12 protein-coding genes are annotated in these 13,645 nt (G+C 27.7%); 5 read left to right on the top strand and 7 right to left on the bottom strand.

Translation table 11 applies throughout. The annotated features are described in order from the left end of the window. Positions 1-255: 255 nt before the first annotated feature. The 3 genes from IC173_RS04705 (at position 256) to IC173_RS04695 (ending at position 2,148) form a co-directional block, all read left to right on the top strand. The gene (locus IC173_RS04705; RefSeq protein WP_227434419.1) at positions 256-927 is read left to right on the top strand and encodes a GntR family transcriptional regulator; all 672 of its coding nucleotides are present in this window, start codon (positions 256-258) and stop codon (positions 925-927) included. Between the two features lie 100 nt (positions 928-1,027). Further along, a complete protein-coding gene (locus IC173_RS04700) occupies positions 1,028-1,576 on the top strand; it encodes an L-2-amino-thiazoline-4-carboxylic acid hydrolase (protein ID WP_227855215.1) in 549 nt (182 codons plus the stop codon). 263 nt (positions 1,577-1,839) lie between these two features. Then, positions 1,840-2,148: a hypothetical protein gene (locus IC173_RS04695; RefSeq protein WP_227434417.1), complete on the top strand. Its 309-nt coding sequence runs from the start codon at positions 1,840-1,842 to the stop codon at positions 2,146-2,148. 144 nt (positions 2,149-2,292) lie between these two features. Here the strand turns inward: IC173_RS04695 and IC173_RS04690 are convergent, their stop codons facing one another. From IC173_RS04690 to IC173_RS04680, 3 genes are all read right to left on the bottom strand, one after another. Further along, positions 2,293-4,083: an ABC transporter ATP-binding protein gene (locus IC173_RS04690; protein WP_227434416.1), complete on the bottom strand. Its 1,791-nt coding sequence runs from the start codon at positions 4,081-4,083 to the stop codon at positions 2,293-2,295. Continuing rightward, the gene (locus tag IC173_RS04685; RefSeq protein WP_227855214.1) at positions 4,083-5,810 is read right to left on the bottom strand and encodes an ABC transporter ATP-binding protein; all 1,728 of its coding nucleotides are present in this window, start codon (positions 5,808-5,810) and stop codon (positions 4,083-4,085) included. Before IC173_RS04685 ends, IC173_RS04690 begins: the two co-directional genes overlap by 1 nt. Positions 5,811-6,057: 247 nt before the next feature. After that, complete coding sequence (locus IC173_RS04680; RefSeq protein WP_227855213.1) at positions 6,058-6,594, bottom strand: dihydrofolate reductase family protein; 537 nt, start codon at positions 6,592-6,594, stop codon at positions 6,058-6,060. A gap of 340 nt (positions 6,595-6,934) precedes the next feature. Here IC173_RS04680 and IC173_RS04675 point away from each other — a divergent pair, with 340 nt between their 5' ends. Continuing rightward, positions 6,935-8,047: an alanine racemase gene (locus tag IC173_RS04675; protein ID WP_227434413.1), complete on the top strand. Its 1,113-nt coding sequence runs from the start codon at positions 6,935-6,937 to the stop codon at positions 8,045-8,047. A 228-nt stretch (positions 8,048-8,275) separates the two neighbouring features. Here IC173_RS04675 and IC173_RS04670 read toward each other — a convergent pair whose 3' ends face one another. Genes IC173_RS04670 through IC173_RS04660 form a run of 3 tightly spaced genes read right to left on the bottom strand, consistent with a single transcriptional unit; the run spans position 8,276 to position 10,621 of the window. Further along, a complete protein-coding gene (locus IC173_RS04670) occupies positions 8,276-8,785 on the bottom strand; it encodes a nucleoside recognition domain-containing protein (RefSeq protein ID WP_227434412.1) in 510 nt (169 codons plus the stop codon). A 1-nt stretch (position 8,786) separates the two neighbouring features. Then, entirely contained in the window at positions 8,787-9,434 is a 648-nt protein-coding gene (locus IC173_RS04665; RefSeq protein WP_227434411.1) for a nucleoside recognition domain-containing protein, read from the bottom strand. Positions 9,435-9,448: 14 nt separating this feature from the next. Next, a complete protein-coding gene (locus IC173_RS04660; protein ID WP_227824315.1) occupies positions 9,449-10,621 on the bottom strand; it encodes a M20 family metallopeptidase in 1,173 nt (390 codons plus the stop codon). 263 nt (positions 10,622-10,884) lie between these two features. Here IC173_RS04660 and IC173_RS04655 point away from each other — a divergent pair, with 263 nt between their 5' ends. Further along, on the top strand, positions 10,885-12,246 hold the full coding sequence (locus tag IC173_RS04655; RefSeq protein ID WP_227434409.1) for a hypothetical protein: 1,362 nt from the start codon (positions 10,885-10,887) through the stop codon (positions 12,244-12,246). Between the two features lie 277 nt (positions 12,247-12,523). On the opposite strand, the gene IC173_RS04650 is transcribed toward IC173_RS04655, so the two are convergent. Then, a complete protein-coding gene (locus IC173_RS04650; protein ID WP_227855212.1) occupies positions 12,524-13,381 on the bottom strand; it encodes a MerR family transcriptional regulator in 858 nt (285 codons plus the stop codon). Positions 13,382-13,645 lie beyond the last annotated feature (264 nt).

Genomic DNA, 13,645 nt, shown 5'->3' with positions numbered 1-13,645 from the left:
TTAACGCATACTATTTATGTTAAATAAACCACACTATTTTTATATTATATTTAATCATACTTTATATTAATTATTTTTCTTTATATCAACTATTTTTATCAATAATTAAGTATCATTCAACTAAACCTTTATTTATATCGCCATATCATCCAATATATAATTTAAATTTCAAAGGATTGACCTTAATTTTACTATGTTGTATTCTTAACATTATATAAGTTTTTGTATTTTTACATTGTTTAGGAGGGGTAAAATATGGCTACATTTAAAAGATTACAAGAACAAGCATATGACTATTTAAAAGAATTAATACTATCTGGTGAAATAATAGAAAATGAAATATATTCTGAAACAAAGCTTGCAAGTGAAATAGGAATCTCAAGAACTCCTATAAGAGATGCTCTTCAAAGACTCAGTCAAGATGGTTTTATAGATATCATTCCAAGTAAGGGTTTTAAAATTCATCAAATCACAGCCAATGAAATTGTAGAGATATTTCAAATACGTTCTGCAATAGAAGGATTTTGTACTTTTTTGATTACAAGCCAATACAAAGAGCCTAGAGCAATTCAAACTATAGATAAATTAAAGTATCTTTTAGATAAACAAAAAGAGATTGTATCAAGTGATAAGAATTTAAACACATTTGCAGAATATGATACTTTATTTCACACAACAATCGTCTCATATGCTCAAAATACTGAATTTGATAAGATGTTCAACAGCTATATGTACAGAATAAAAAAATTAGCTCTTGATTCATTATCACATGAGGGAAGACTAGAAACAACATTAAAAGAGCATACAGATATTTTTAATAATATATCTAATGGATGTACTGAAGATATTTACAAAACAACACTTATTCATATGGAGACTCCTAAATACATCAATTTAGAAGATTTTTGTAATAATAAATTATTTTAATAATCTATTTACATTTACTAAAATGTTATTTATCTCAAATCAATTTCTTATTTATAAAAAATACTCTATAATTATAATGTAACTACTATTATTTTAAGGAGTGATTTTTTTGAACAAAGATACTGTAACTAATGAAACTATTGACAAAGATTATGCTATTGAAGAAGTTCGTATGGCTTGTAAACATTTTGGTGATTTATATTTTTATTTTACCAAAGTATTATTTGAGGAATTTGGAAATGAAAAAACTGCTGAAATATTAAAAAAAGTTTTGTTTGAAAGATCAGAAGAAAGAGCTATTTCTATGAGAGAAAGAGCCAATGAAAATGGAGATGAATTGATTGCTGACAATATTGCTAGTATAACTGATGTTCCATTTTTAGGTTGGGTTCCTGAATTTGAAGAGTTACACTGTCCTTATGGAGCTTCCTGGCTTTCACGCTTTGAAGAAAATCCTTGGTTTAAGCAGTTTGCATCCCTTTATTGTGATGTTACTGATACCACTGTTGCTGAGGTATTTACAGGAGATACATCACATAAAATAACAAAAAATATTCTATGGGGTGATAAAGTTTGTGAGAGAATATATTTTCATGATGATAATATATCTCAAGGTAAATATACTTACGGAACTAGAAACTGCAAGTAAATAATTTAATTTTTCTATATTTTTATACTATATTTTGTACTTTTTCATATAAATATTATAACTAGTCTTTTATTTTACTTTTGTTTAACTTAAAGATAATTTACTTTTAACTTCTATGAATTAACATATAAGTAATAAAAAATTTATCTTTATAAAATTATAGCCTTTAGGTCTATAATTTACATAATATTTATACTCTTTATAAAATTTTTTAGAAGCTTCTATTGTTATACTATAAAACTATCTTGAGAAAGGCTGATTAAATGTTTAATAAAATATATGAAAAAAAAGAATTTATAGTTTTTCAAGTTAAAAAAGGTTATGTAGTTTATAATACTAGAAAGAATTTTGAAGAAGGTCATACACACTTAAAACATTTTGAGGCAGCAAAGACAGCTATTGACTTAGCTATAAACAAAAAAATTCCTCGAAGTAAAGACGGATATTATCTAACTAGTTTAATTCGCATAAGTGATGATTGTTATTACATTGATAAGTTAAGTGAGTTATTATATGTCAGAGAACAAAAAGGTAAAAAAGAAAAATACTGCAATTCTAGCTATCAGATATAACAAGATTAATTGTCAAATATAAATATTTTTAAGCTTAAATATAAAGAGTATCAGTAAGTTTATTAAAAAATAACTTTGCTGATACTCTTTTCAATTCTAACATTATCAATTTAAATTTTAGCTATTATTCATGCAGATATTTTACTATTCAGATTCTGTATCTGCAAATTGGCTATTATAAAGCTTCTCATAAAATCCGCCTTTTTCCATTAGTTCATCATGATTACCTTGCTCTATAATACTTCCATTATTCATAACCAAAATCAAATCAGCATTACGAATTGTAGAAAGTCTATGTGCTATAACAAAACTAGTTCTACCATTCATAAGATTTCTCATTGCCTTTTGAAGCATCAATTCTAATCTAGTATCAACAGAGCTAGTAGCCTCATCTAATATCAATATTGAAGGGTCTGATATAAAAGCTCTAGCTATAGTTAAAAGTTGTTTTTCTCCCAACGATATATTAGATGCTTCTTCATTTAAAAACATATTGTAGCCATCTGGAAGTGTAGTTATAAAGTGATGTACATTTGCTACTTTCGCTGCTTGTATAATTTCTTCCTTAGTAGCTCCAAATCTACCATATTCTATATTTTCAAAAATAGTACCATTAAATAGCCATGTATCTTGAAGTACCATTCCAAACATTGAACGTAAATCTTCACGTCTCATATTTCTGATATCTACTCCATCTACTTTAATAGCTCCTCCCTTTACATCATAAAACCTCATCAATAAGTTTATTAATGTTGTTTTACCTGCTCCAGTAGGACCAACAATAGCTACCATTTGACCACTTTTTATTTCTACATTTAAATCTTCTATTAAAGTCTCACTTTCTCCATATCCAAAATTCACATGTTCAAATGTAACATTTCCTTGTACATTTTCTATCTTAACTGGATTTTCAACATCAGGAGTTTCCTCTTCTTCATCCAAAATTTCAAATACACGCTCTATTGCTGCAAAAGAAGATTGTATTACAGTTGATAATTGTGTCATCTGTGAAAGAGGCTGATTTATTTGCCATATGTAACGTACAAATGCTTGTAAATTTCCAACTGTTATCCCTCCACTCACTGCATATATAGAACCAACTACTGCTACTGCTGCAATTCCAAAATAAGTTACTAATGAAACCATTGGATTCATCATACTTGATATAAATTGTGCCTTAAATCCATTTTCACAAAGTTCTTGATTTACTTTTTTAAATTCTTCTATAGAGTCTTCTTCTTTACCATATAATTTTATTTCATTAAATCCAGTATACATCTCTTGTACTTTTCCATTTAATTTTCCAAGAGCATTTTGTTGTAATGAAAATCGCTTTTGTGATTTTTTTACTATAAACTTAGATACAAAATAACTAATTGGAATTATAAAAAGAGCTATAAATGCCATATATACATTAATTGTAAACATCATAGAAATTGCCAAAATTATTACTAAAATTGAGTTAATAATTTGCATAAAACTCTGTTGTAAGGCATTTGATATTGTATCTACATCATTTGATATACGGCTTAGTACATCTCCAAAACTATTGCTGTCAAAGTAACTAATAGGCAGTTTTCTTATCTTATTTTCTACTTCATTTCTTAAGTCTCTCATAGTATTTTGAATAGCATTTGTAAGTAAAAAACTTGAAGCATACGTAAAAATTGCATTAGCAACATATATACATGCTAAGAGTGCCAAAATTTTTACTACATAGTTAAAATTCACAGATGCTCCTGGTATTCCTTTTGCTATACGAATTACATCTTTAGTTAATTGTGTTATTATTAATCCCTCTGTTTTAGGAGCAATTGCATTCATAGTAGCTGCTAAAATTATACATATAATAGCTATAATAAATGAAAATTTATATTGCTTTACAAATGGAAGAAGTCTACCAATTGTTTTTTTAAAACCTTTAGACTTTTTCATTATTCCAATTCCTCCTTTTTCAACTGAGATGTTGCAATTTCATAGTATATTTCACAATTTTTCAATAATTCCTTATGAGTTCCCATTCCAACAACTTGTCCTTCATTTAGTACTACAATTTTATCAGCATCAATAATTGAGCTGATTCTCTGTGCAACAATCAATACAATTGCATCTTTTGTTTCTTTTTTTAGCTTAGAACGAAGTATTGCATCAGTCTTAAAATCTAATGCAGAGAAGCTATCATCAAATATATATATTTCAGGTTTTCTTATAATAGCTCTGGCAATAGAAAGTCTTTGCTTTTGACCTCCAGATACATTAGCTCCACCTTCACTAATTAATTCATCAAATTTTCTAGGTTTTTTTGATATAAACTCATATGCCTGTGCAACTTTGGCTGAATGTTCTAATTCTGATGTTCCTGCTTTATTTTTACCAAATCTAATATTATTTGCTATACTACCAGTAAAAAGCAATGCCTTCTGAGGTATAAACCCTATCTTTTTTCTTAAAGCCTTTAAGTCATATTCCCTTATATCTACTCCATTTATCTTAATACTACCTTCTGTTACATCATAAAATCTAGGTATCAAGTTAATTAAGGTACTTTTTCCACTACCAGTACTACCTATAAAGGCAACTGTTTCACCAGTCTTTGCAGTAAACGAAATATCTTTAAGCACAGAAGCTTCTCCATCTGGATAAGTAAATGTTACATTGTCAAATTCTATAAGTCCTTTATTTTCAGTATCTTTTACTCCATTTTTAGGATTTTTTATAAGTGGTTCTTCTTCTAAAATTTCCTTTATTCTATTTGCTGAAACTTCTGCTCTTGGATACATGATAAATACCATTGAAAAAAGCATAATTGAAAACATAGCATGGAAAAGATATTCCAAAAATGCAACCAATTGTCCAACTTGAATTTCTCCAATATTTATTTTTTCACTTGAAATCCAAAACACAGCCAAAACAGCTATATTTAATAATAAAAAGAATGCGGGTTGAGTAATTGACATAAGCTTAAACAATTTTTTAGAAACATTAGCATAATATGTATTTGTTTCTTCAAATCTTTTTGTCTCATAGTCATCATTCCCAAATGCTCTGATTACTCTTATTCCCGTTAAATTTTCTCTTGATATAAGGTTTAGTTTATCCAGTCCTTTTTGTTGTTTAGACGATATTGATTGAGAAATTTTTGCTATTACTGCTACTCCAATAATTATAAAAGGAACTGATATAGCTAATACCAAAGAAAGCTCTACACTTGTTCTAATTGTCATGATTATACTTATAATAAACATGACTGGAGTTAATAAAGCTGTTCTAAGAAGTATATTTACAAATTGTTGAATTTGAAATGCATCATTTGTAGTTCTTGTAATCATTGAAGAAATCCCAAATTTATTGTATTCAGTGTGTGAAAATTCTTGAGATTTTTTAAATATATCATTTCTTATATCTCTAGTTACTCCTGTTGATATTTTTACAGAACAATAACCCAATAATACACTACCTACAACTCCTATAATAGAAATAACAACTATTACTATTCCCATTTGTTTTATGTAAGTTGTGTTTTGATTTGCAATACCATTATCAATTATTTTAGCTATTATTGTTGGTATACCTAATTCAACTAATGCAAAACTAAATATAGCCAGTATATTTAATGCTATTAATAACTTATAATTTTTTAAATAATTTAAAATTAATTTCATATTCTACTCCTTTCTTAATTTTTGAGACAGTGTAATTATTATGTAGTAATGCCAAGCTTATGAATACTTGCTTTTATAAAAAAAGGAGAAAAGAGTTAGTGCACTCTCTTCTCCAGCATATTCTTTTTAATACACCCTCCGATAAGTCGCTTCTATGTTACCATATTTGACAAGTAATGTCAATTTATATATAATTTAAGCTTTTAAATACTTTATTTTATAAAATGATAACAAGCCAGCACATACTTTATACTTGTTTTTTACTATATTCTAATTTTACAAGTTGTTCTATATTACTAACCTTTTTAAGATTTAAGTTTGTTCTCTGTATTCCAGCTTTAAATAATGGAATTCCTCTACCTAATATTATTGGCAATACATATACAAAATAATCATCAATTAGATTATCTTTTGTAAATAATTCTACTATTTCACTTCCTCCAATTATCCAGATATCTTTCCCATTTTTCTCTGCTCTAATTTGCTCAATTAGTTTTTTAGGTTCCAAATTGGTATAATTTACATTTTCATTAACTCCACTAGTAGTCTTTGAATACACATAACATTCTTTCCCTTTATAAAACCATTCATTTGGGCTTAGTTCATTTATTATTTGTGTATATGTTGAATTTCCCATAATAACTGTATCAATTGTATCGTAAAAAGTATTATAATCTTCCTGTTGAGAATCTGAAGCTACTTCATCTAAAAAAGCTACACTACCATCTTCTTCTGCTATATAACCATCTAAACTCATTGCAATATAAAGTACCACTTTTCTCATATTTGCTACCTCCAAAATTTATAATATAAGTTTTTTATGCTGAAATAAAATTTTTACTTATTTAAAATACCCTATTAAATAAAACTCAAACAGTTTTAAGTAAAACCACAAAAATAAAACATTATTATATATACAGTTTAATAGTTACATAATTTGATAACCAATAAATATATTGAAAATTCTAATTAATCTAAATAAATATTGCTCTAACCTCATACTGGTTCTATAATATAATTAGAAGATATTTATATTATAAAATTAATCTTATCATAATATTTATTAATATCGTAAAATTAAGACCTGTGATTGATTTTATTTTTATTGAAAGGTGGTAAACAATATGAAAATTTCAGAAATTGCTACACCAAGCTTTTTACTAGATTTAGACCAGTTAGAAGAAAATATAAATACAATACAAGAAATTTGTACAAAGAATAACAAACAGCTTTGGCCTATGCTTAAAACTCATAAAAGTACATATATTGCAAAACTTCAAAAAGATACAGGTGCTACTGGATTTCTTGTTGGAACTCTTGATGAAGCTGAAGCTTTGATAAATGCTGGCTTTAAAGATATTATGTTGGCTTACCCTTACATGGGAGATGCAAATATAAATAGGGTAGTAACCATGGCTTCAAAAATAAATTTAATATGTGCTACAGATAATATAGAATGTGCAAGAGCTTACAGCAAGGCTTTTTCTCTAGCTAAAATTGAATGTAAACTACTTCTTATTGTAGATTGCGGATTACACCGTTTTGGTGTTAAACCAGAAAAAGTAGTAGAACTTGCTATTGAAATTTCAAAACTAGAAAGTATAAAAATTGTTGGAATAAGCTCACATCCAGGTCAAGTATACGGTTGCAGTTCTCCAGAAGGTGTACCAGATGTTTGTGTTCAAGAAAATTCTGCTATGGAAAAAGCATCTAAATTATTAACTGATAATGGATTTAATATAGATATTGTAGCTTCTGGAAGCACTCCAACAGTTGAAACTGAAGCTACTTCTAAAACTATCACTGCTGTAAGACCTGGAAACTATGTATATTATGATGCTATACAAATAGCTTTAGGATGTGCTACTGAAAAGATGTGTGCTCTTACTGTTGTATGTACTGTAATATCAAAAAATAGTGATGGATATTATTTAGTTGATTGTGGAAGTAAATGCCTTGGACTAGATAAGGGTGCTCATGGAAATAGTAGTATTGTTGGCTATGGTATAGTTTGTGGACATCCAGAACTTATTATTGATTCACTTTCAGAAGAAGTTGGCAAAATTAAAGTAAATGGAAAAACTAATATAAAAATAGGTGATAGGATAAGAATCATACCTAACCACTCTTGTTCTACTGCAAACTTAACAAGTAATTTACTAGGCTTTAGAGGAGATACAATAGAAAAAGTCATTGAAGTAGATATACGTGAAAATTCAAAACATATTGTACTTTAAAAATAAAATCATAATAAATTTATATTGATATTAACTAAAAATGAATTTAATTTATTGTTGATTTAAAGATATTAAAACAAAACATAGAAAGTTTTAAAAAAAAACTCTAAAAACATAGAAAATCTAAAAGAAGTTTACTACTATACTAGTAAACTTCTTTTTTAATTAACATATCATTTTTTAATTAGTACATCATCATGACATTATTATGTTAGTTTTATTTAATTTTTACATTAATCCCATAAAAGTAAGTAAAACTCTAACTATCAACATACCTACCACTGCATCAAATATAGGAACTGCTAATAGTAACATTCTATACTTAGTGCTAGTATTAGCTACAAGAACTATTCTAGCGTAATGACCAACTAGAGTACCCATTAACATACATGGCATAATCAAAATAGTTGCTTGTGATGCTGCAATTATACCTTGCGCAAATAAATTTGCGGCTGTAGCTGCTCCTGCTGCCTTAGCAAAGAAAGCCGCTATCAAAACTACGACTGATTCTCCAGGTAGTCCAAAAATCCCCATTACTGGACCAAAAACATTTCCTAAAATATCAACTATACCAGTCAATTGTAGAAATTGTACTATTACATACCCCATTATCATGGCTGGCAATATTTGTTCAACACCTATGTAAAAACCTTTTTTTGCGCCTCCCATAAATGTTTCAACAACAGTTTTTTTTGGTTTACTATTTACAATTGTACTTCCAGTATTTTGTTGACTCATATTACGCAGCCTCCTTATTTTTATTCTTTTTATTTTTTATATTTATAATTAGTCTAACTAGATTGGCACCAAGTATCTTACAGAATATCTCTATAAGTATTATTGGACCTAATGCCAATAATGCTATTGGCAAAAGTGGAGCTTGAGTATTTATTGTATTTAATATAACTGCTGAACCAGCATATTGATAAGCTACAAATATAGTTCTTTCATCATCCGTTATTTCTCCGCTTTCACATAATTCTTTTGTCATTATTGAGGCTACATCTGAACTAGTAAATGAAGATACAAATGCTATACCCGCTATTCCAGGTATCCCAAGTAAAGGTTTAAGTAATGGATTAAATATTTTTGATGCAGCTTTCATCCCTCCCATAGATTCAACTACATCAATAAGTCCTACAGCAAAACACACAGTTGGTATTAAAGTAAGTGCAAATAAAAAACCATCCTTTGCACCAGTTCCACCCTTTCCCATAAAGTCTACGCCATCTGAAATAGTACCAAATGAGCCAGTTAAGTTAGCAAAGTCTAAAGCTTTTAGAAATCCTTGACTCTCCTTAAAAATACCAGAAAATAGTATTATCAATACAAATAAAGACATATATCCTTTCCATGTTACCTTATTATCTCCAGCTGTTGTATCCATATAAAATCCCCCTTTTATATATCAAATTTATCTAAATTTAAAACAATTGTAGAAATCAATTTTACCCTTTCAAACATAGAATCTACTAATGCATATTCTCTTGAGGTATGATTCCATTCTCCTTTTACTCCAAAAGAACATATCGCAGGAACGTTTGCAATAGTTAAATAGCTAGCATCTGAACTTCCTCCAAGTCTCTTAGAATTTATTTCACCAAACCCATTTTCTTTTGATACTGTATTTACAAATTTGTGAAACTTCATAACATCCTCTGTAGTTTCAAATGGCATCATTTCACTTACAAAATCAACATGTGTAGAGGTTCCTTCTATGTAAGTATCTTCACATATTTCTTGAATTCTTTTTTTAACATTCTCCATTTCTTCTACTTTTTCAAATCTAAGGTCTACTTCTATACTACAATCTTCAGGAATAGAATTTGATACTCTTCCTCCTTTAATTATACTTACACTTGCTGTAGTCCCAACTTCAAGATTAGTCAATTTTTGTATTTGTAATATCTTATTAGCCATTTCTTCTATTGCATTTCTTCCACCTTCAAAATCATTTCCTGCATGTGTTTCTACACCTTTTACATTTATATTACACCCGATTCTTCCTTTTCTACCTACACATAAGCTATTATCTACCAACCCAGTTTCCATATTAAATGCACATAGACCACCTTTTGCTTCTTTTAATATAATGTCTCCTCCGTTTGAATCCTTATGTCCTATCTCTTCATCACCTGAAAAGACTATTTTTATTGGTCTATCTTTGTATCCTATCTTATTTAAAGCCTTGATAACGTATAAAGAAATTACTATTCCACCTTTCATATCTAACACACCTGGCCCATATGCTTTTCCTTCCATTATTTTAAATGGATTTTCTCCAAATGTACCTATTTCAAAGACAGTATCCATATGCCCTGAAAAAATTATTGGTTTCTTATTTCTGTTAGAACCAAGTGTACCTATTAATGTACTGCCATTATTTCCAGCATCTATTAAATCACAATCTAATCCTTCTTTTTCAAACTCACATTTTAATCTATCAGCCAATTTATTTACACTCTCTTTACAGTTTGTATAGCTTTCAATATTAACAATCTCTTTCCACAGTGAAATGATTTCTTCTCTATTCTCGTCAACAAATTTAGAAATCTCCTTTAAATATGTAATCATAATAATCTCCTTTATTTTTGAATAAAATTTTTTTCCTAAAAGCTGAGTTTATACTTTAGGAAATTTTAAAAGACTAGTCCTTAATTACAAAATAACACAATTATTTTCATCAGTCAACATTTTTTCAGTATATTTTTTATTTTCTGATTTTTCTTTTAATTTTTACTTTGTAAAATAAATTGACGCTTTTTATCTACTATTATAAAATGAGGTTATAAATTGATAATTAGTTACAATACTTTCGAAATTTTAAAGGAGGTTTTATGAAATATAAGATTGGCTTTTTAACAACATCTTATTTTATGGCAGATAACTTTAAACAAGCTCTCGAAGAATTAAAAGATATTTGCGAAATTACATACATTGAACTAAAAGGTGAAAATCCTTTTAGTAATTTGCCAAATATATATAATGAACAAGTAGATAATTTTGATGGATTTGTTTGTAGTGGTCTAATTCCATATAGTGAGCTTATAATAAATATAGAGGATATAAAGGTCCCATTAAGTTTCTTAAAGCTTGATGAAAGAGATTTTTATAAATACTTATTTAAACTATTAAATAGTAAAAGAGAGATTGATTTTACAAAATCATTTATTGATTTTTTAAGAGAAGATAATAACTATTATGACATCTATTCATTGATAGATTCTAAAAACTGTCCATATACAATTAGAGATTTCAATATTCCTCAACCTGTATATGACTTTAAAAAATTAAATGATAAATTATTGGAGATACACTTAGATTTATTAAAAAATAATAAGATTAACCTTTCTATTACTAGAAATTATATAATTAATTGTGAATTAAATAGACTTGGATATGATTGTATTTATATGGTGCCATCTACTGAATCAATCTTAAACACATTTAAATCTGTAATAAACGAAATAACATTAAAAAATTTAGATAAAAATAAATCTGCAACTTGTATAGTCACAATAAATAGCTCAGAGTATATAAATGATGACCTAATATTTAAAAATGATGAGATACAAAATCAAATATACAATACTATCTTAAATTCTTTATCAAGAAATGGGTTCTATGGAGTTCAAGTCAAAAAAAATGACATGAAAATAGAAATACATACTACTAAAGAAATGCTAAATAATATGACTAAGGATTATACAGAATTTTTTATTTCAGAAGACTTAAAAGAAATCAAGTATAGCTTAAATATTGGTTGGGGAATTGGCAACACAAATATTCATGCAGAACAGAACGCTCGTCAGGCAAATAGTAAATCAGCTTCTCTAGGTGGAAATTGTACGTTTATAGTAAATGACACTAATAATATAATAGGACCTTTATATTCAAATAAAAATTCTAATGACCTGGAAGAAAGTTCAATAGCTAATAAAGTTGCTTCTTTCATTCCTTTATCTAATGTAAATGTATCTAAAATTATGAGTATGATTAATGATAGAAATTCAAATAATGTATCAGCAGAAATATTATCAGACTATATGAATATAACTCTTAGAAGTGCAAATAGAATCCTAAGTATCTTATATAAGGCTGGTATTGCAACTATTGTAAACACAAAACTGGATAATCAAAGAGGTAGACCACGAAAAATATACAAAGTTGATTTCTTAGCTTTTTTAGATAATATGTAGAGAGATAACATGTAGAGATTGAAGTCTGAATTATTAGCTTTTCCAATAAAAATAATAATTTTCCACTGATTTTCAATAAGCAAAGTTTTTAAATATGAATATACAAAATGCCAGAATCCTCATAAACACTATATTTTTATCAACTCTGGCATTCTTTTTTATTTCGCTATCAAAATTTAAACAAATGATGCTAAAGTAAGCTTTTACTTTTATCTTACTTCATCAACATGGAAAATGTACCTTAGCACGTACCCTAAATTCTTTATGGAAAGTAAGTTCACTCCTTACTCATTTTTTGAGAGTTGCTTGTTTTTTGGTATATTTTATTCCATCCTACTAGTAATAAAATCATAAATACACAGGTATCTACAAAAAGAATAACTGTAACGTTCTTGACAATATTGTAGACAAAAAATATTGAGAATACTTCTACGGATAAAGCTACAAAACATAAAAAGTTCGTCAAATAATCTGCAATAGTATCACTATAGAAAGCTCGTATTTGTAACCATCTACATGTAAATGGACGTAAAATAAATCTGAATACAACACAAATAATTGGATAAGCATAAATAAATTTTTTATCTACACTATTGGCTACACCATTATTCCATTGCACAGGAATTTGAGTTGGCAGTTTTGGAAATGCTATGATTGCAATCAGTAAACAAGCAATGGTTATAATTCCCCATGTAATATTTCCTCCCCACATATATAAGAAACTTACAGAGTCCAGTTTTAAAGTATGTTTATTTTCATTCCAATATTCTGGTATCTCAGTTATATATTCTTCTACTTTTAAATTTAGATAACTTAGTTCATTAAATTTAAGCATTTTTTCACACATAGTTTTTGCATTTTCCAAATCATATATTTGAGTTTTGAGAACTTGTTCCTGTTTTTCAACAATCTCATATAAAGATATTTGCTGAAGTATAATATTACGAATATCATCAATAGAAATCCCTAATGTACGTAAATATGCAATTTTTTTGATGTCCTCTATATTTTCATCTGAATACTCTCTATAACCATTACTCTCATTACGAATGGGCTGAATTAGCATTTCTTTCTCATAAAATCGAATATTAGAACGTATTAGTCCAGTTTTTTCTTCAACTTCTTTAATTGTCATTTTTAAACACCACCTTTCGATTTATTGAATTACCTAATATCTTTCTTTTTTATTACTCTAAGTCTTCTTTAATGTTTTATTTCATTATTTGATTCGCCAATATTCCATTCTCAATAATACCACACTTTGTAATAATCTCCTCCTTGTGTGTATCTAAAACTGCTTGATTATTATATAAGATACAGTATAAACATGGTTTACAGTCGAGTATTTTTATCATTTTTTTGATTCTATTAAAAAAGGCATCGCAAATAAATGCCATGC

This window comes from Clostridioides sp. ES-S-0048-02 (assembly GCF_020658495.1).
GTDB lineage: Bacteria > Bacillota > Clostridia > Peptostreptococcales > Peptostreptococcaceae > Clostridioides.
Note: the sequence above shows the minus strand (reverse complement) of the source record. Positions and strands in the feature narration are given on the sequence as shown.